General features: G+C 69.9%; 16 protein-coding genes. 13 read left to right on the forward strand and 3 right to left on the reverse strand.

The features are described 5' to 3' along the window. Window positions 1-28: 28 nt before the first annotated feature. The 3 genes from ACFVMC_RS16080 to ACFVMC_RS16090 all read right to left on the reverse strand — a co-directional run bounded on the left by ACFVMC_RS16080 (window position 29) and on the right by ACFVMC_RS16090 (window position 3,526). Window positions 29-1,198 (reverse strand): transporter substrate-binding domain-containing protein, encoded by a 1,170-nt coding sequence (locus ACFVMC_RS16080; protein WP_379210893.1) that lies wholly within the window; start codon window positions 1,196-1,198, stop codon window positions 29-31. Between the two features lie 18 nt (window positions 1,199-1,216). Further along, window positions 1,217-2,428: an aminotransferase class I/II-fold pyridoxal phosphate-dependent enzyme gene (locus tag ACFVMC_RS16085; protein WP_379210895.1), complete on the reverse strand. Its 1,212-nt coding sequence runs from the start codon at window positions 2,426-2,428 to the stop codon at window positions 1,217-1,219. Window positions 2,429-2,641: 213 nt separating this feature from the next. Continuing rightward, window positions 2,642-3,526 (reverse strand): ribokinase, encoded by an 885-nt coding sequence (locus tag ACFVMC_RS16090; RefSeq protein ID WP_379210897.1) that lies wholly within the window; start codon window positions 3,524-3,526, stop codon window positions 2,642-2,644. A 53-nt stretch (window positions 3,527-3,579) separates the two neighbouring features. Here ACFVMC_RS16090 and ACFVMC_RS16095 point away from each other — a divergent pair, with 53 nt between their 5' ends. The 13 genes from ACFVMC_RS16095 (at window position 3,580) to holA (ending at window position 19,517) form a co-directional block, all read left to right on the forward strand. Then, window positions 3,580-4,845 (forward strand): glutamate-5-semialdehyde dehydrogenase, encoded by a 1,266-nt coding sequence (locus tag ACFVMC_RS16095; RefSeq protein WP_379210899.1) that lies wholly within the window; start codon window positions 3,580-3,582, stop codon window positions 4,843-4,845. Between the two features lie 40 nt (window positions 4,846-4,885). Next, window positions 4,886-5,758 carry an AAA family ATPase gene (locus tag ACFVMC_RS16100; RefSeq protein ID WP_379210901.1) on the forward strand — a complete coding sequence of 291 codons (873 nt, stop codon included), beginning with the start codon at window positions 4,886-4,888 and terminating at the stop codon, window positions 5,756-5,758. 4 nt (window positions 5,759-5,762) lie between these two features. Further along, window positions 5,763-7,148, forward strand: coding sequence for a VWA domain-containing protein (locus ACFVMC_RS16105; protein ID WP_379210903.1), 1,386 nt, complete (start codon window positions 5,763-5,765; stop codon window positions 7,146-7,148). Window positions 7,149-7,293: 145 nt separating this feature from the next. After that, window positions 7,294-8,112 carry a hypothetical protein gene (locus ACFVMC_RS16110; RefSeq protein ID WP_379210905.1) on the forward strand — a complete coding sequence of 273 codons (819 nt, stop codon included), beginning with the start codon at window positions 7,294-7,296 and terminating at the stop codon, window positions 8,110-8,112. A 48-nt stretch (window positions 8,113-8,160) separates the two neighbouring features. Next, a complete protein-coding gene (nadD, locus tag ACFVMC_RS16115; protein WP_379210907.1) occupies window positions 8,161-8,799 on the forward strand; it encodes a nicotinate-nucleotide adenylyltransferase in 639 nt (212 codons plus the stop codon). Then, window positions 8,796-9,200, forward strand: coding sequence for a ribosome silencing factor (gene rsfS / locus ACFVMC_RS16120; RefSeq protein ID WP_379210909.1), 405 nt, complete (start codon window positions 8,796-8,798; stop codon window positions 9,198-9,200). The genes nadD and rsfS overlap by 4 nt, the downstream gene beginning before the upstream one ends. Before the next feature lie 23 nt (window positions 9,201-9,223). After that, window positions 9,224-9,865, forward strand: coding sequence for a histidine phosphatase family protein (locus ACFVMC_RS16125; RefSeq protein WP_379210911.1), 642 nt, complete (start codon window positions 9,224-9,226; stop codon window positions 9,863-9,865). A 1,243-nt stretch (window positions 9,866-11,108) separates the two neighbouring features. Further along, window positions 11,109-11,828, forward strand: a complete 720-nt coding sequence (gene octT / locus ACFVMC_RS16130; protein WP_379211529.1) for a diglucosylglycerate octanoyltransferase — start codon at window positions 11,109-11,111, stop codon at window positions 11,826-11,828. Then, window positions 11,829-12,671, forward strand: a complete 843-nt coding sequence (locus tag ACFVMC_RS16135) for a DegV family protein (RefSeq protein WP_379210913.1) — start codon at window positions 11,829-11,831, stop codon at window positions 12,669-12,671. A gap of 50 nt (window positions 12,672-12,721) precedes the next feature. Continuing rightward, entirely contained in the window at window positions 12,722-13,375 is a 654-nt protein-coding gene (gene lexA / locus ACFVMC_RS16140) for a transcriptional repressor LexA (RefSeq protein WP_379210915.1), read from the forward strand. 1,368 nt (window positions 13,376-14,743) lie between these two features. Next, window positions 14,744-15,577: a helix-hairpin-helix domain-containing protein gene (locus tag ACFVMC_RS16145; protein WP_379210917.1), complete on the forward strand. Its 834-nt coding sequence runs from the start codon at window positions 14,744-14,746 to the stop codon at window positions 15,575-15,577. Between the two features lie 183 nt (window positions 15,578-15,760). After that, complete coding sequence (locus ACFVMC_RS16150; RefSeq protein ID WP_379210919.1) at window positions 15,761-18,319, forward strand: ComEC/Rec2 family competence protein; 2,559 nt, start codon at window positions 15,761-15,763, stop codon at window positions 18,317-18,319. Window positions 18,320-18,545: 226 nt separating this feature from the next. After that, window positions 18,546-19,517, forward strand: a complete 972-nt coding sequence (holA, locus tag ACFVMC_RS16155; RefSeq protein WP_379210921.1) for a DNA polymerase III subunit delta — start codon at window positions 18,546-18,548, stop codon at window positions 19,515-19,517. Window positions 19,518-19,584: the final 67 nt, after the last annotated feature.

The raw sequence follows: 19,584 nt of genomic DNA on the forward strand, positions 1-19,584 counted from the left end.
GCGGGCCACGCATTCGAATAAACGCCGCTCACGGGGTAGCGAAATCGGCGGCGAGACCGCACAATTGCCAGGCCCCGTCCCGGCGGGTCATGGTGGCGGTGTAATCGAGCGGTTTGAAGTAGTGGCGGTATTTGGCGGGGATATCGGTGAAGGTTTCGCGGGCCCGGTAGCGGGCGGAGTCGGGGGACTGCTGGGTGATGGCGGTGGTGGTGTGCTGGTAGCCGGCGCCGATCAGTTCGGGGCCGTGATGGTCGTCGTACTGCGGGGTGTAGCGCAGGACGAAGGTGCTGACGGCGGTGGCGGCCTCGGGGCAGACCATGGAGTCGAAGGTCTCCCACTGCCGGGTGTTGGCGGCCGCGGTGAGCTGGTCGACGGTGTCGACCAGCGCGGGGTCCAGGTGGTCGGGATCGGTGGGCGGCGTGTGGTCGCCGGTGGCGGTGAATATCGGTGGCGGGGTGTATCCGGTGGGGACGAGGTGGGCGGCGGCGGCCCGCTCCCAGGCGCCGTCGTCGATCATGGCCCGGATCGCGGTGGTGATCTCGACTTGCAGATCGGTATCGCCCTTGCGGACGGCGACGCCGTAGTGCTCCCGGGTGAACGGATGCCCGACTACCCGCAGCGCGTCGGGCGCCTGCGCGGCGTAGCCCGCGAGCACGAGGTCGTCGGCGGTCACCGCGTCCACCCGGCGCGCCAGCAGGTCGGCGACACATGCCGAATACTCCACGCGCGCTGTGAGATTCGCGCCCGCGGCGAAATCGCGGATGATCCGCTCGGCCGCGGAACCGGCGACCACGCACACCGCCCGTTCACCCAGGTCCTCGGGCCGTCCGATCCCGGTCTCGTCGGCGCGCACGAGCAGATCCTGCCCCGCGACGAAATACGGTCCGGCGAAACCGACTTCGTTGCCCGCGTACGATCCGACGACGAAATCCACCGCGCCGCCGCGCAACAGCTCGTCCTGCTGACCGGCGGGTACTTCCACCCAGGTGATCTCGCCCGGCGCGGTTCCGAGCCGCGCCGCGATGTAACGCGCGACCTCGACATCGAACCCGCGCGGCTGTCCGTTCTCCAGCACCGACAGTCCGGGCCGGTCGTAGGCGATGCCGACCACGTATTCCGGTGCGGCGACCTCGGTGCGGGCGCAGGCGATCGGCAGCAGACCGGCCGCGAGCATGACGGCGAGCAGCGAGCGCTTCATCGGGGCGAAGTCTCCTGTCTAGACGGGGGATTGTTTCGGGATGGGTGCGGTCCGCGCCGGCGCGGGCGGCACGGTGCCGAAGGCTTCGCGAACGTCGTGGCAGGCCTGGATGATTCGGTCGACATCGGTGTCGGTGAGTGCCGCGTGCAGGCAGAAGCGGACGACGGTGCGATGCCGGGCGGTGGCGGGCGGGCAGAGCACGGACCCGAAGATCCCGCGCGCCTCGAGGAAGTCGCGAATGGCAAGGGCGCGCAGATCGGGACCGGCCTGGATCGAGACGATGTGCCCCGCAGCGGATTCCAGGTCGAAGCCCAGGCCGGTGAGTGCCTGGCGGATGCGGTCGGAGACCACGGCGAGTCGTTCCCGGCGCCAGTCGTCGGTGCGGGCTGCGTCCAGCGCGGCGGCGATTCCGGCGAGTTCGTGCGGCGCGAGGGCGGCGGAGAAGACGGTGGGCAAGGACTCCATCCGGAAGTAGTCGACGAAGTCGACGCCGTTGGCCGCCACGAATCCGGCTCGCCCGCCGAGCGCGCCGGACAGGCCGGCGACCCGGAACGGCACTCGTTCGGTGAGCCCGAGGGCTGCCACCGCGCCCGCGCCGAGGGGTCCGTCGGTGCCGAGTGAGCGGGTTTCGTCGACGACGAGCAGGCTGCCGGTCTGTTCGGCGACATCGCAGAGTTGTGCCAGCGGCGCGCGAGATCCATTGGTGCTGTAGAGCGAATCGACGGCGATGATACCCGGACCGTAGGTGCGGATCTCCTCGCGCAGGTGCCCGGGGAAGTTGTGCCGGAATGGATGTAGCGGCGCCCCGGCGGCTTTCGCGCCGTGCCATAGTGACAGGTGCGCGAGGCTGTCGACATAGACGGGGGTGCGTGGATCGGCAATCGCTTGCAGCAGACCGACATTCGCGTCCCAGCCGGTTTGGCACAGGATCCCGGCGGGTGCCCGCATATGATCAGCTAACGCACGTTCCACGATGGCCTGCGGGTGTTCGGCCGGTACGTGGCCGCCGGGGGTGAACCGGGCCGGACCCGCGGCCAGGGCCGCGCACATCGCGTCGGTGACGCGCTGGTCTCCGGCCAGGCCGAGGAAGTCGCCGCTGTCGAGCAGGACGGCATCCGGGCCGGGTGGCAGGCCTTGCAGGAGATGACGGCCACCCCATTCACCAACCACTCTGCCGTAGGAGAAACGGTCGACCCGGCCCTGCACCCGATCGACGATGGTGGGAAGCACGGACGAACTCCCTTCACTGTCTGGGCGCCGTCGTCCGATCACCACCCCGATCGGTGACGCCGTGCGCCGCGGCAAACATGGAGCATCGCGTGTGATTGAACCACCGGTGCGCGGGAAAGGAGGGTGTTCGGCCGAATTCGCGCGGACTCGGCGGCAGGTTTCCCGGTCGCGGCTCGAAAAGAATGGTGCGGCACGGCATTCGACCGGCCGTACCTAGCGGTTGCTTTCCGAGGTGGTGTCGCCCAGCAAGCGGCCGATCCGGCGTGCGTCCGGAATGGAACTGCTCGCGCCGAGCCGAGTGGTCGCCAGCGCGCCCGCGGCGCAGGCCCACGCCAGCGCGCGTTCCGGTCCGCGATGCCAGGCCGCGGCCAGCGCGCCGGTGAACGCGTCACCCGCACCGGTGGTGTCGACGACCTCGACCCGTGGGCTCGGCACATGTGATCGACCCTCCGGTCCGCGATAGTCGGCGCCCTGCGCGCCCCGGGTGACGACGACGTGCGGCACGGACTCCAGCACACCGCCCAGGCTGCGGGCCTCACCCGAATTCACCACGGCCACATCGACATCCCGCCACAGCTCCGCCGGCAGTGCTCGCGCGGGCGAGGGATTCAGCAGCACCACCGTCCCCGCCGCGCGCGCCCGCCGCGCGGCGGCGGTCACCGTGTCGACCGGAATCTCCAACTGGCACAGCAGGATATCCGCCGCGGCGACACACGCGAGATCGTCGGCATCCAGCCCGTCGAACCCGCCGTTGGCGCCCGGCGTCACGATGATCGTGTTCTCCCCGTCGGCGTCGACCACGATCGAGGCCACCCCGCTCGGCCCCGGCAGCGACCGCAGCCGCGCCGTGTCGACCCCGGCCTCGGTGAGCACCTGCCGCAGCGGCGGCGCGAACAGATCCGAGCCGACCGCGCCGAGAAACCGCACCCGCGCCCCCGACCGGCGCGCCGCGAGCGCCTGATTCGCGCCCTTGCCGCCCGGCACCAGGCTGAACCCGGTGCCCAGCACCGTCTCACCCGGCTCCGGTCGCCGCGTGGTGACACTGACCAGATCCATATTGATACTGCCGAGTACGGCGACCTCCGGCGGCTTCGTCATGGCCGCGACGGTAGCCGTGATCGCCCGGCGGCGTGGTCAGTAGGCTGTAGCCCATGAGTGCAGGAACGACGACCGAGATCGATACCCGCGAGGTGGTGCACGAGGCCGCGCGAAAGGCTCGCGTCGCGTCCCGGGCACTGGCCCAGCTCACCACCGCGCAGAAGAACGACGCCCTGCACGCCGCCGCCGACGCGCTGCTGGCCGCTGCCGATGCGGTACTCGCGGCCAACGCGGAGGACATCGCCGTCGCGCAGGCGGCGGGCACCGAGGAATCCCTGCTCGATCGGCTGCGCCTGACCGAGTCCCGGATCGATGGCATCGCCTCGGGCCTGCGTCAGGTCGCGGGCCTGCCGGACCCGGTCGGTGTGGTGGTGCGCGGATCGACCCTGCCCAACGGCCTGGAGATCCGGCAGACGCGAGTACCGCTCGGCGTGGTGGGCATGGTCTACGAAGCCCGCCCGAACGTCACCGTCGACGCGTTCGGCCTGGCACTCAAGTCCGGCAACGCGGCCCTGCTGCGCGGGTCGTCCTCGGCCGCGCACTCCAATGCCGCGCTGGTCGCGGTGCTGCGGGAAGCGCTTACCGCCCAGGGCATTCCAGCCGACGCGGTGCAACTGCTGCCCAGCCACGACCGCTCCAGCGTCACCCACCTGATCCAGGCCCGCGGCCTGGTCGATGTGGTGATTCCGCGCGGCGGCGCGGGCCTGATCAACGCCGTGGTCCGCGACGCGCAGGTGCCCACCATCGAGACCGGTACCGGCAACTGCCACGTCTACGTGCACGCCGCCGCCGATCTGGCGATGGCCGAGCAGATCCTGATCAATGCCAAGACCCGTCGGCCCAGCGTCTGCAACGCGGCCGAGACCGTGCTGATCGACGACGCCATCGCCACCACCGCGGTGCCCAAGTTGATCGAGGCCCTGGAGAAGCACGGCGTCACCGTGCACGGCGACCTGCCCGGCCTGGTGCCCGCCGACGACAAGGACTGGGGCGAGGAATACCTCACCCTCGATATCGCGCTGAAGGTCGTCCCCGATCTGGACGCGGCCGTCGAGCACATCAACACCTGGGGCACCGGCCACACCGAGGCCATCGTTACCGCCGATCTGGCCGCGGCGCGCGAGTTCACCGCGCGGGTGGACGCGGCGGCGGTCATGGTCAACGCCTCCACCGCCTTCACCGACGGCGAGCAGTTCGGCTTCGGCGCCGAGATCGGCATCTCCACCCAGAAGCTGCACGCCCGCGGTCCGATGGCGCTGCCGGAGCTCACCTCCACCAAGTGGATCGTGTGGGGCGACGGACAGGTCCGTCCGGTCTAGCCCGTAGCGTTGGGCGTGAGTTTCGCAGGAAGGACATCGCATGGGCGCGGTTCAGGAGCCGATCTTCAGTTCGGTGGACGACGTGATCGAGCGGCTGGCCGCTACCGGCTACCTGGCCGACAAGGCCACCGCGACCTCGGTGTTCCTCGCGGACCGGCTGGGTAAGCCGCTGCTGATCGAAGGCCCGGCGGGTGTCGGCAAGACGGAACTGGCGCGCGCGGTCGCGCAGACCGCCGGCGCCGAACTGGTGCGGTTGCAGTGCTACGAGGGCGTCGACGAGGCGCGGGCGCTCTACGAGTGGAACCACGCCAAACAGATCCTGCGGATCCAGGCCTCCAGTGAGAACGACTGGGAGGAAACCAAAGCCGACGTCTTCACCGAGGAGTTCCTGCTCGCGCGTCCGCTGCTGACGGCGATCCGCCGGTCCGACCCGACCGTGCTGCTGATCGACGAGACCGACAAGGCCGACGTCGAGATCGAGGGCCTGCTGCTCGAGGTGCTCAGCGATTTCGCGGTCACCGTGCCGGAACTGGGCACCATCACCGCGAGCCGCAAACCGTTCGTGGTGCTCACCTCCAACGCCACCCGCGAGCTGTCCGAGGCGCTCAAACGCCGCTGCCTCTACCTGCACCTGGACTTCCCGGACGAGGAACTCGAACGGCGCATCCTGGCCAGCCGGGTACCGGAGCTGTCGGCCGCGGTGGCCGCGCAGCTGGTCCGGATCGTGCACGTATTGCGCGGGATGCAATTGAAGAAGCTGCCCTCGGTAGCCGAATCCATCGACTGGGGCCGCACACTGCTGGCGCTGGGCATGCAGGACATGGACGATGCCACCGTGCGTGCCACCCTCGGCGTGGTGCTCAAACATCAGGCCGATCACCAGCGTGCGCTGGCCGAACTGAAACTGGCCTGAAGTCGTGCAGGCCCCGCACGGGCTGCCCGGTCACCTCGTCGGATTCGTCGAGGCGTTGCGGGCGCGCGGCATCCCGGTCGGCCCGTCGGAAACCGTGGACGCGGGCCAGGTGGTGACCGTGCTGGACCTGATGGATCGCGAGGTGCTGCGCGAAGGACTGGCCTGCGCGCTGCTGCGCCGCACCACCCACCGCGCCACCTTCGACGGACTGTTCGACCTGTGGTTCCCGGTGGCGATCGGGCAGCGCGAGTCCGCCGCGGACACCGACCTGCCGCGCACACCCACCGGTGACATCGATATCCCCGCGCTGCGCGAGCTGCTCGCCGAGCTGCTGGCGCTACAGGACGCGACGCCGCAGCTGGAGCAGGTGGCCGCCCAGCTCGTCGAACAGCTCGGGCAGTACCAGTCCGCGCAGGGGCCGTCGTTCTCCGCGTACCAGGCACTGCGCGAGGTGCAGCCACAGACCTTGCTGGCGAAAATCCTTGCCGGACTGGCGGTCCCCGGTGACAGTGACTTCGACACCGAGATCGCGCGCCGCGCCGCCCGGCAGCGGATCGAGGGCTTCCGGGCCACGGTGGAAGCCGAGACCCGACGGCGGGTAGCCGAACGGATCGGGCGTGAACGCGTCGCCGGCTACGGTGTGGCCCGGCAGGCCGAGGATGTCGACTTCCTGCGTGCCTCCGAACGTGAACTCGCCGAACTCAAACGCAGCACCCAGCGCCTGGCCCGTATCCTGGCGTCTCGGCTCGCGGTGCGCCGCAGGCACTCTCGGCGCGGCGAGATCGATCTGCGTAAGACGCTGCGCCGGTCCATGTCCACCGGCGGTGTGCCGATCGACCTGGTGTCTCGCAAGCCCCGGCCGGGGCGTCCGGAACTCGTTCTGCTGTGCGATGTCTCGGGATCGGTCGCCGGATTCAGCAACTTCACCCTGCTGCTGGTGAGCGCCCTGCGCGAACAGTTCTCCCGGGTACGTATCTTCGCGTTCGTGGACCAGGTCGACGAGGTCACCCAGTTCTTCGATCCCCGAACGCCGTTGGACCAGGCCATGACCCGGGTCTTCACCGAATCCGGTGTGGTCGGCCTGGACGGGCACTCCGACTACGGCAACGCCCTGGCCGGCTTCGCGCGGCGCTATCCCGAGGTCGTCACCTCACGCACCTCGCTGCTGGTCCTCGGTGACGGGCGCACCAACTATCGCGACCCCGAACTGGACACGCTGCGCACCCTGGCCGCCACCGCCAAACACGCGCACTGGCTCAACCCCGAACCACGTTCCCAGTGGGGCTCCGGGGATTCGGCCACCGACAAATACGAGCAGGTCATCGAGATGCACGAGTGCCGCTCGGCCCGCCAGCTCACCGAGGTGGTCTCGCGGCTGCTGCCGGTCTGAACCTCGATCATCAGCCTTCGTTAAGCGAACTTTTGGCGGCAGGGCTCATGATCCGCATTCATGGTGAAGAGATCGCCGGATGTCGGCGTGGCGGGGAACACACGGGGTGTGGGGCGAGCGAACAGCGCGCGGCAGCAGGTGTGCCGTGCTCAGCGGTGAGGGGGAGTCCGCGGCGGAGGCGGCCCGGCTGGCCGACCTGGCGGCCATGCGGCTGCTCGACCAACCGGGTGACGCGGAAAGATATCTGCGGCAAGCGATTTCGTGCGGTTCCGGCACCCTGACCGACGAGCACCTGGCCCGCCTGAGCTCGCAGCTGGTCATGGTGATGTCCGGACAACGCGGACGCGAGACCGAACTCGCCGAAGCCGCGCAGCAGGCGGCGGCCCGCTGGGCGGGCATCTCCGAACCCGACACGGTGCACCTGGGCCTCGTCGCCGCGCGCGCCCTGCATCGGGCCGGACGGCACAGCGAGGCCGTCGCGGCATTCGCCGCGCCCCTCGCCGCGCACACGACGCCCTATCCGCCGCTGGAGATGGCCCTGGTCTTCGGCCAGTACGGTCGCTCACTGAAACTGCTGGGCCGATACCGTGCGGCCGCCCAGCAGTTCCTCGACGGAGCGCGACTGATCGCCACCGACCCGGCCCACCGGGAACTGTGCGCCGAACTCACCTGGTCGGCGGCCTCCGCCCTGGACTCCTGCGACGCCGACGACCAAGCCCGCGATACCTACCTGCGCGCGGCCCGCCTGTGGGAAGAACTCGGCCAGATCAGCAAACGGGCCCGCTGCGTCCGCTCGGCTGCCTGGCTGGAGTTCTGGAGCGACCCCGCCCAACCCGGCGGACCTGCGGCGATGCGTGAATTGCTGACCGAACTCGAATACCTCGAGCGCACCGCCCCCTCGGCCGTGGTGCGAATCGAACTCGCGAACACGCGCCGACAGCTGGCCGACATGCAGGAGTCGTAGCCCGCGCGGCCGAAGCGGCTGCTCGAGCGGCCGCTAAGCTCGGCACTCATGCAACAGACACGGCGGCGCAAGCTCGGGGTGATGGGCGGGACCTTCGACCCCGTTCACCACGGCCACCTCGTCGCCGCCAGCGAAGTCCAGCACCGATTCGACCTGGACGAGGTCGTCTTCGTGCCGACCGGGCAGCCGTGGCAGAAAGCCGATCGGCAGGTCAGCCCGGCCGAGGACCGCTACCTGATGACGGTCATCGCTACCGCCTCCAACCCGCGCTTCTCGGTCAGCCGCGCCGACATCGACCGCGGCAAGGTCACCTACACCGTGGACACGTTGCGCGAGATGCGCGCCCAGCACCCCGACGCCGAGCTGTACTTCATCACCGGTGCGGACGCACTGTCCAACATCCTCACATGGCAGGATTGGGCCGAACTGTTCGAACTGGCCAAGTTCGTCGGGGTGAGCAGGCCGGGGTACGAGCTGAACACCGATCATCTGACCGAACATCTGCGGGATCTTCCCGCCGACGCGGTCACCATGATCGAAATTCCCGCACTGGCGATCTCGTCCAGCGAATGCCGCCGCCGCGCCTCCGCGGGCCGACCGGTCTGGTATCTGGTCCCCGACGGCGTGGTGCAGTACATATCGAAGCGGAGCCTGTATGAGCCCGCGGAACGGAAGGTAGCCAAGTGACGGCATCGGTCGAAGCGGTTGAGATGGCGCAGGTCGCCGCGCGCGCGGCGGACGAGAAGCTGGCCGCCGACGTGGTGGTGCTCGACGTCTCCGAGCAGCTGGTGATCACCGACTGCTTCGTCATCGCCTCCGCGCCGAACGAGCGGCAGGTCAACGCGATCGTCGACAACATCGAGGAGAAGCTGCGCGAAGCCGGGCACAAGCCGGTGCGCCGTGAGGGCACCCGCGAAGGCCGGTGGGCACTGCTCGACTATGTCGACGTGGTCGTGCACGTCCAGCACAACGACGAGCGCAATTACTATGCGCTGGAACGGCTGTGGAAGGACTGTCCGGTGGTCGAGGTGCCCGGCATCGGTGATCCCCGGGCCAACGGTGCGGCAGAGGCGGACGCAGAGGCGTGAGTCGGGCATGGAGACAAGCCGGTGTGCGCACACTGATCCTGTTGCGGCACGGGCAGACCGAATGGAACGCCGCCGACCGGATGCAAGGGCAGATCGACACCGATCTCACCGAACTCGGGCGTAGGCAGGCCAAGGAAGCCGCACGGGAGCTGGTGTCGCGCAACGCGATCGCCATCGTCTCCTCCGATCTGCGGCGCGCACACGACACCGCGCTCGCGCTGGCCGAACACACCGACGTACCGGTGGAACTGGACCCGCGGCTGCGCGAAACCCACCTCGGCGACTGGGAGGGCCTGACCCACCTCGAAGTCGACGCCGACTACCCCGGCGCGCGCGTGACCTGGCGTTTGGATGCCTCGTACCGGCCGCCGAACGGGGAGAGCAAGCTCGAGGTCGGCGCGCGGTCGCTGCCCGTGGTACGGGAATTGTTCTCCGAGCGACAGGATTGGCCCGGCCGGACTATCATCCTGGTGGCGCACGGCGGGCTGATCGCCGCCCTGACGGCCGCGCTGCTCGACTTGCCGCCACAGAACTGGCCCGCCCTCGGCGGACTGGCCAACACCAGCTGGGTGCAACTGAGCAGCCACGGTCCAGGCATCGAACAGCCCGGGTGGCGTCTCGATGTGTGGAACGCAGCGGCGAAGGTAGCTCCCGATGTCCTCTGAAGAGCCGATCAAGTCGGTACCGGACGAGTTGTTCAAGAAGGTCACGGCCAAGGCTGAGCGACAACTCCCCGACGCCCTGTTCGGACCGGCGCCCGCGCCGAAACGGGCCAAGAAATCCGACGCCGAGGAACCGATCAAATCGGTACCCGACGAGTTGTTCAAACGCGTCACCGCCCGGGCGGAACGGCAGCTGCCGGATGCGCTGTTCGGACCGGTGCCGGTGCCGAAGGACAACGGAGCGGTCGCGGGGCAGGACAGTTCGGCGGACGATGCGGCGGTGTCCGTCCGGGGGGCCGAGTCGGTCGATGACGTGAGTGCGGCCGCGGTGCCTGATGCGGATCTCGCTGCTGCGGCAGCGGATACGGTCGTCCCCGCGACTGCTGGCAGCGCGGTCGGGGAGGCGCCCGATGTGTCGGCTACCGCAAGCGCGGTGGTTGCGAGCGACGGCGTGTCGACGAATGCCGGTGCGGCCGTGGGCGATACCAGCGGGGCCGGTGCGACTGCCGAATCCGCGGTCGCATCCACCGGCTCCGCGAGTGGTGCCGGATCGGTAGCCGCGGTGAGCGGTTCGACGGAGAGCGCGGCCGGGTCCGTCGGATCGTCGGCCGGGTCCGAAGCAGTGGCTACCAGTTCCGACGCTGCCTCGATCGCCGATACTTCGAGTGCGTCGGCTTCCGGTGCCGGTGCATCGGCCGCTGCCAACTCTGATGACCTGGCTACATCAACTGTTGCCGGTTCCGGGGCGAATGCGTCGACCACCACCGACAGCTCGAGTGTGGCTGCCTCGACTGCTGCTGGAGCTGATCCGGCCGCCTCGAGCTCCGCTGGTCCTGGCGCGGTTGCCTCGACCGCTGATGCGGCTTCGGACGCGGTTGTCTCGACAGGTGCCGGTTTCGACTCGGCTGCGCTGAACGCCGCCACTCCGGATGCGGCTGTAACGACGGCGGAGGCTCCTGGTGAGGCTGCCTCCGCCGCTGGTGCTTCGACCGCCGGAGCTGCGACAGCCGCATCCGGGGACCCTGGCTCGACGGTCGAGTCGTCTACTGCCGCAACCGAAGTCGCTGGTTCCGCCGCGGACGGAGGCGGTTCGGAAACCGGGCTCGTCGCCCCCGCCGAATCCGAGCCCGCCGCGCCGAATGGCGCTCCCGTCGTCCCCGACACCCGGGTCGCGGCCACCGAACCCGGCGACTCACCCCAGGTCGTTGCCGACTCCCCGGTCGCACCTGCCGCCGACACGACGGTCGTGTCGGCGCAGTCGAAGCGCCCGGTACTGCTGGTGGTGGCCGATTCGCTGGCGTACTTCGGTCCGAAGGGCGGATTGCCCGCCGACGATCCGCGGATCTGGCCCAATCTCGTTGCCGCCGAACTCGACTGGGATGTCGAGCTGGTCGGGCGGATCGGCTGGACCTGCCGCGACGCCTACTGGGCGTTGATCGGCGACCCGCGGATCTGGGCCGCTGTACCCAACGCGGGCGCGGTGGTGTTCGCGGTCGGCGGTATGGACAGTCTCCCGTCCCCGCTGCCCACCGCGCTGCGCGAGCAGATCCGCTATATCCGCCCGCCGCGCCTGCGCCGCATGGTGCGATCGGCCTACAACGGACTCCAGCCCATCCTGTCGAAACTCGGTCGGAGGCTGGCTCTGCCACCACGGGTCAGCGTCGACTATTTGGAGCAATCCCGCGAAGCGCTGGCTCAGCTGCGCCCCGATCTGCCGTTCGTCGGCGTGCTCCCGTCGGTGCACAACTGTGCCGCCTACGGTCGCGTGCATCGCGGACGTCCGCGCCTGGTGAAGGCATTGCGGGCGTGGTCGGCGCGGACCTCGGTGCCGCTGGTCGACCTCGGTGAGGCGGTGCGCGAGAACATCTTCTCCGAGGACGCCAACCCGGACGGAATCCACTGGGGCTGGGCCGGGCACACGGCCGTGGCCACCGCGATGGTGAAGACCTTGCAGGAGGTTCGGTAGTTGGCCGTCGTGGTCGTCACCGATTCGTCCGCAAGCCTGCCTGCCGAACTCACCGCCGAGCTGGACATCGACGTGGTCCCGCTGCACGTCCTGGTCGGGGACCGGGCGGTGCGGGAAGGCGTGGACGAGATCGACATCGACTACAGCGCCGACACGGTGACGACTTCCGCGCCCGCCCCCGGTGAACTGCGTGCGGTGTACGAGGCGGCGCTGGACCGCAGCGGCGGCGACGGTGTTGTCGCCGTGCACATCTCACGTCAGCTGTCCGGTACCTGGGAGGCCGGTCGGCAAGCCGTCCGGGATATGGATGCCGCCGATCGGATCCGCCTGGTCGACTCGCTCGGTGCCGGATTGGCCACCGGGCTGCCCGCGCTCGCGGCGGCCCGTCGGGCGCGCGACGGTGCGGCACTGGATGTCGTCTACGACACCGCGGTCGCCGCGTCCAGCCGGGCTCGCACCTTCATTCTCGTCAACCGCACCGAACAGTTGCGGCGCGGCGGCCGATTGAGCAGCGCGGCCGCGTTCTTCGGCAGCGAACTGGTCACGAAACCGCTGTTGCAGATCGTCGGCGGCAAGCTGGAACTGCGTGAGAAGGTACGCACCCGGTCCAAGGCGTACGCGAAGCTCGTCGCGGCCGCGGTGGACGCGGCGGGCGAGGACGGCGTCGCGGTCGCCGTGCAGCATCTCGCGGCCGCCGAGGCCGCGGAAACCCTTGCCGCGCAACTGCGTGCGACCGTACCGGGAATCCGGGAGCTCATCGTTGCCGAATTCGGCCCCGCGCTCGGCGTGCACCTCGGCGCGGGCGCGGTCGGCGTGCTCGTTGTGCCCGGCGGCTGCGGTTGATCCGGGCGCGGCTGGCGCTGGATTCCGGCGGCGGCCTTTAGGATTCGCGGGTGACCGGATACGACGAGTTCGACCACCTCGACACTTCGACCCTGCCGCCACGTCAGCACCAGATCCTGGCCACCATCCGGGACTGGGTGCAGCGGCACGGCTACGCGCCGAACACCCGCGAAATCGGTGACGCGGTGGGCCTGCGGTCGGCGTCCACGGTCTCCAAGCATCTGAAGAGCCTGGAGGAGCGGGGTTTTCTGCGCCGCAGCGCCGCCCTGTCCCGCCCGATCGACGTGCGCATGTTCCTGCGGGCTGCCCCCGACCGCGGCGAATCCGGTGATTCCGTGGCGGTTCCGGTGCTCGGCGACATCGCCGCCGGCACACCGATCCTCGCCGAGGAACACGCCGACGACACTTTGACGCTCCCGCGGGACCTCGTCGGGCGCGGCGCCGTTTTCGGGTTGCGGGTGCGTGGCGATTCCATGGTCGACGCCGCGATCTGCGACGGCGACATCGTGGTGATCCGGCAGCAGCACGAGGCTCATTCCGGCGAGATCGTGGCCGCCATGATCGATGGCGAGGCCACCGTCAAGGTTTACCGCCGCCGCAACGGTCACGTCTATCTGGAGCCGCGCAACCCGGCCTACGACGTCATCGACGGGGACGCGGCGGTCGTGCTCGGAAAAGTTGTCTCGGTCATGCGCCGCGTCTGACGACACACCGCGCCGAACGGCCGCCCGGCGACTTCTCCACAACCACCGATTCATCCCCAGGCGCACCGTAATCCCAGTTCGCGCCGACCTTCGGCGCCGCACTCCCTGGGTACCGTCGCGCCCATGCCCCGATCTGACGAACGCGAAAGAATCCGCCGCCGCCTCGGCGCACTCACCGCCCGCGTAGCCGCCAGCCGCTCCGCCGGCCTGCCGACCCATGCCACCCGCTGCGGCAACCGCTACCTCCGCCCGGCAGCCTCCCCACCGCCCGACTCGACCGTGCCCCCGAGCATCCGCGCCACCGAACATCCTCGGCAACACCGAAGCCCGGTCCATCGAGCCGGCTCCGCCGATCCGCGCAGCGTCCACCGGCGGAGCCGACCGGCGGAGGACCGACACGAGAACAGTGCCCCGAAAAGCAACACCGAACACACGGTGCCGCTCACTCTCCTCGGCGGATCTGCGGCGAGCTCGACAGGACGAGGCACGACCGCGGCGTCCTCTGTGCGGTCCAGCGATGCCGATTCCCGAGATGCGGCGGGGAGTACCGCCAACCGCGCGGGCGGCGACACTACTGCTCAGGTCGATGCGCTCGACCGCTTGCCCGAAGGCTCCACCGAAAGCCGAGACACCGCCGACTCGCCCGGTTGCTCCGTGTGCCGGGACGGCGATGGCGCTGCACCGCGCGGAGATTCCGAAGGATCTCGCGATGTGGACGAATCGACCGTGCCCATCGCCCGGCAACGAGGCGTCGGGGTTTCGCGCGCTCGCGCGGATGCCGATTGCCACGGGACAGAACAGGCGGCAGCCGCGGTCGGTGAGGGTACGCGCGGTGGCGGCGGCTCGTCCGGAGCCGGTATGCGCGGTGGCGGTGTCGCTGCGTTGTGTGGGGAAGGCGCATGTGGTGGCCGTGGTGGGTGTTGTGGTGCCAGGGGTTTGTGTGGTGAGGGTGCGTGTGGTGGTGGTTCGGGCAGTAGGGGTGAGGCTGCGTGTTGTGGCGGTTCGGGCAGTAGTGGTGAGCGTCGTGGTCCCGAGAATTTGTGTGTAGGTGGTGTTCGCGATGGTGGTGCAGGGGGCTTGCGGGGACGCAGTACACGTGACGGCGGTGCGGGTGGTGTACGCGGAGTCGACCGTGTACGCAGTCGGAGTGCCGATGGAGCGCGAGCTGAACTGGGCGTCGGGTTGCGCGATGTCGGTGCGCAGGATGAAGGCGCCGTCGATTGGCGTGCGGACAGTGCTCGTGATGAAGGTGTCGTCGGTTGGAGTGGCGGCAGTGCGCAGGAGGGAGAGGCTGTCGGTCGGAGCGGACCTGTTGGGCGGGGCGGCGGCGTGCGGCAGCGGAACGCTGGTGGGCGGAGTGGATCCGGGATGCGGCGTCGAGTGGTCGGCGACCCGGCCGATGATGCGGGCTCATGGGATCTGGATGAGATCCCGGAGGACGAGACGGCGGATGACGTCGGCGCAGTGGTCGAGCCGGGGTGGCTGCGGGAGCGGCGGCAGCGGCCGAGCGCGTGGGATCGGTTCGTACCGGAGCGATTCCACGGTATCCGGCTGGATCCGGGTCGCCGGGGTGCACTGACCCTCCTCGGCATCGGACTCCTCGCGATCGTCGTCGCGGCAGGGGTGTTCCTCCTGGAACGTCCTGTCACGCAACCGGTTCCACCGTTGCCGGTCCTGCGCACGGCGGCACCCGCTCTCGTCCCCGCTGCCGATCGGCCGAATGCCGTGCCGCCGACCCCGACCCCGGAACTCGTGGTGAGCGTGGTCGGGTTGGTGCACCGTCCAGGTCTCGTCCACCTGCCCACCGGCTCCCGGGTCGCCGACGCACTCGCCGCCGCCGGTGGCCCCACCCCCGATGCCGACCTCACCGGCCTCAACCTGGCCCAGCGCCTCACCGACAGCGACCAGGTCATGGTCGGCCCCGCCCACGCCCGCACCCCCGGCACGCCGCAACTGGGCAGCGGCACGCTCAGCGCCACCGACCGCACCCCCACCGCCGCCTCCACCTCGACTCGCCTGAACCTCAACACCGCCACCGCATCCGACCTCGAATCCCTCCCGGGCGTGGGGCCCGTCACCGCCCGCGCCATCATCCACTGGCGCACCGCCAACGGTCCCTTCACCGACGTGGCCCAACTGGCCGAAGTAGACGGCATCGGCCCTGCCCGCCTGGCCCGCCTCCGCGACCTGGTGCAGATATGAGCCCCGCCGCCGGAATGCCTGCCGCCCGAATGCCCGCTGCCGGAATGCCTGCTGCCGGAATGCCCCGCCGCAGGGAGCTTCGAGATGGCTACTGGTCTCGGGCCCTATTGCCCTGCGGTGCAGGCGGTTCGAGCGATGAAGGGGGGAGGTGTCGTGGGAGGTGAGGAGAGAGTGGGCGACGTAGTGAGGGATGCAGCCGAAGAGCGGGCGGTGCTGGATGGGCGGCTGTTGCCTGCGGCGCTGGGGTGTTGGGGAGCGACGGTTGCGGTGTTGGTGGTGGGCTGGTCGATGGGCTTGGTGCTGGCGGCGGGGCTCGGGGTGGTGGGAGTCGGGGTCTGGCGGTGGGCCCGCGGGCGCGAGAGGTGGCGCGGGGTGGCCTGGGTGGTGTTGGCCACGGTGGGGTTGGGAGTCGGGTTCGCGGTGGCGACGGCGTGGCGGGTGCAATGGGTGCAGGTGCATCCGTTGCGGGATGCGGTCGGGTCGACGGTGCGGGTGGTGATCGTCCCGGCGGATGATCCGAAGGTGATGCGGGGGAGTGCGTTCGGTGGTGGTGAGCGGTGGTTGGTGCGCGGGGAGGTGCGGGAGTTCGAGCGGTCGCGCATGGTGATGCGGGCCGGTGGGGCTGTGGTGGTCGTCGCGTCGGGTGCGGAGTGGGGGCGGGTGGTGCCAGGGCAGGCGGTGCAGCTGCGGGCGCGGGTAGAGGCGCCGTGGCGGCGAGATCTCACCGTTGTCTCGTTGCGGGCGACGGGGCCGCCCGAGACAGTCGGGGAGCTGCCGTGGTGGCAGCGGATAGCCAAATCGGTGCGTGGACACTTCGCGGATGCCGCGGGGCGGGCGCTGGCGGATGACGCGGCCGGTTTGCTGCCCGCACTGGTGCTGGGGGACACGTCGCGGCTGCCCGCCCCGGTCCGCGAGGACTTCGAGATCGCCGGGTTGCAGCATCTGTGCGTCGTGAGCGGCGCGAACTTCACGATCCTGCTGTCGGTGGTGCTGTTCCTGGCTCGAGTGCTGACCCTGGGGCCACGGGTGGGCGCGGCGGTCGCGGCGGTCGCGCTGGCTCTGTTCGTGGTGATCGCGCGGCCGGATCCGAGCGTTTTGCGCGCCGCGGCGATGGGCGCGATCACCCTGCTGGCCTTGGTCACCGGACGACGCAAGCAAGCACTGCCCGCGCTCTGCGCGGCCGTGATCGGCTTGCTGGCGATATGGCCGGAACTGGCGGTACAACCAGGTTTCGCGCTGTCGGTGGTGGCCACCGGCGGCCTGATCCTGTTGGCGCCCAGCTGGGCCGACTGGTTGCGAGCGAAGGGCTGGTGGCGGCTCCCGGCCGAGATCGTCGCGGTGTCGGCGGGCGCGTTCGTGGTGACCGTGCCGATCATGGTCGCGCTGACCGGCCGCATAAGTGTGCTCGCGGTACTCGCGAATGTGCTTGTCGCACCGGTGATCGCGCCGATCACGGTGATCGGCGCGGCAGGCGCGGCATCGGCGTGGGTCTGGCCGGCCCTGGCGGAATTGGTGCTGCGCACCACCGCGCCGCCGCTGTGGTGGCTGCTCACCGTCGCCGAACGCACCGCGGCCCTGCCGGGCGCATCGATTGCGGTACCGGGTGGGGTGGCCGGCGGTCTGGTCGCCGCGGCATTGGTCGCGATCCTGGTGTGGGCCTTTCGATCCGCCCTGGTGCGCCGCACCTCGGCGGCGGTCCTGCTCGGCGTGGCCGCGGTCCTCGTGCCACTGCGGATCTGGCATCCCGGCTGGCCGCCGGAGGACTGGGTCCTCGCAGTCTGCGACGTCGGTCAAGGTGACGGCCTGGCCCTCTCCCTCGGCAACCACCACGCCGTGGTGATCGATGTGGGCCCGGACCCCCGCCCGATCCGCACCTGCCTGAACCGCCTCCGCATCACCCACGTCCCCTTGCTCGTCCTGACCCACCCGCACTCCGACCACATAGGCGGCCTCCCCGGCGCCCTCCAAGACCGCACAGTCGCAACCCTCGCCACCGGCCCCTACGAACTGCCCCCGGCCCACACCGACCCGCCTGGACAACCCTGCCCAGCCGATGTCCGCCAACCGCTGGCAGCGCACGGTGTCGGGCCGGCGAGCACTGGTGCCCGGGTTCGCAGGGTGGAGCTCGCGAGTCCGGGCGGTTCAGGAGATTCGTGCGATTCGGCCTGGGTGACGTCGAATTCGACTGCGGGCAGGGCTGACTCGTATCGACGCGCGCCTGTTGTCAGCGCCGCCGGGATTGCCGAGACCGCGCGGCGGTCGGGGATAACCACGCTGGAACTGACTGCTGGGCTCGTTTTCGACTGGGGTGCGGTGAAAGTGGAGGTGCTGGCACCTGCCGCACGGGCGGCCGCCCCGGATCTGGACCCGGATGCGGCCAACGACCGGTCGGTGGTGCTCGCGGCGACCACTTCGGCCGGTCGCATACTGCTGACCGGGGATATCGAAGCACCGGCGCAGCGGTGGCTGCTCGCCTCCGGCGCGAATCTGCGTGCCGACATTCTCAAGGTTCCGCATCACGGATCACGAACCACCACACGGGAATTCCTCACCGCGACCCGCCCGCGGCTGGCCTTGATCAGTGCGGGCACCGACAACACCTTCGGCCACCCGCATCCGGGGATCCTCGCGGAACTGTCGGCGTTGGGCGCCGCGGTCGCCCGCACCGATCGGCAGGGCGACATCGTTGTCGGCCCGGGCCCGGATCTGCGCATTGTCACGACCGGAGCGCGGAGGAGGTAGACGACATTCTGTGCTCCGGCGGTTTCCTGCGCGCGGCCCGAACGGAACTCGCTTTCGGCGATGTCGAGGAGATGCTGCTCGATCTGTTTCGCGACACCCGCCTGGTCGACGGCGGGCAGGGGTGCGACCGAGCAGGGGTGTCGGTGCGGGACCGTAGGATCTCCGATGTGAGCCAGCGCAGCGAGCGATCGAGCCGAACCCCGCGATCCGACCGGGTGGTGGGGCGATGAGTGAGCGGCCCGCACCGGTCCAGTTGGTGCTCGGTGACGAGGAACTGCTCATCGAGCGGGCGGTCGCGGAGATCACCCGTCAAGTGCGGGCGGACGCGCCGGATCCGGACGCGGTGCCGGTGGACCGCCTGCGCGCCGGTGATGCGAGCACCGCCGAACTGGCGGAACTGCTGAGTCCTTCGCTGTTCGCCGAGGATCGGGTGATCGTCCTGGAATCGGCCGCGGAGGCGGGCAAGGATGCGGTCGCGGTGATCACCGAGGCCGCCGCGGATCCGCCGGAGGGTGTGGTGCTGGTGGTTCTGCATTCCGGCGGCGGCCGGGCCAAGGCGCTGGCGCCCGCCTTGCAGAAGGCGGGCGCGGTGGTGCACAACTGCGCGAAGCTGACCAAGGCCGCCGAGCGGGTCGAATTCGTACGCGCGGAATTCCGGACGGCCGGAATCCGGGTATCGGGCGACGTCGTGCAGGTCATGATCGAATCGGTCGGTTCCGAACTGCGGGAACTGGCTGCTGCCTGCTCGCAGCTGGTCGCCGACACCGGCGGCAAGATCGACGTGGCCGCGGTCCGCCGCTACTACTCCGGCAAGGCCGAGATCTCCGGTTTCGATGTCGCCGAGCTGGCCGTGTCCGGCGATCGCCCGGCGGCGATGGAGGCGCTGCGCTGGGCGAATGATCGTGGTGTTCCGCACGTGCTGCTGGCCGACGCGCTCGCCGATTCGGTGCACACCATTGCGCGGGTCGGTTCGGCGGGCCGGGGCGATCCGTTCAAACTCGCGCAGTCGCTGGGCATGCCGCCGTGGAAGGTGAAGAAGGCGCAGGCGCAGGCGCGCAATTGGACGCCGGCCACCATCGGATCCGCACTCCAGATCGTGGCCACCCTGAACGCGGATGTGAAAGGCGGCGCCGCCGATTCGAGCTATGCGCTCGAACATGCGCTCACCCGCATCCTGGATCTGTACGCGGCGGGCTGACCTGCGTCAACGCCCGCACGAGACCATCATCACGTGGGCAAATATTCAGCTATCGGGCAGTGTGGAC

Source organism: Nocardia sp. NPDC127579, assembly GCF_042672005.1.
Lineage (GTDB): Bacteria > Actinomycetota > Actinomycetes > Mycobacteriales > Mycobacteriaceae > Nocardia.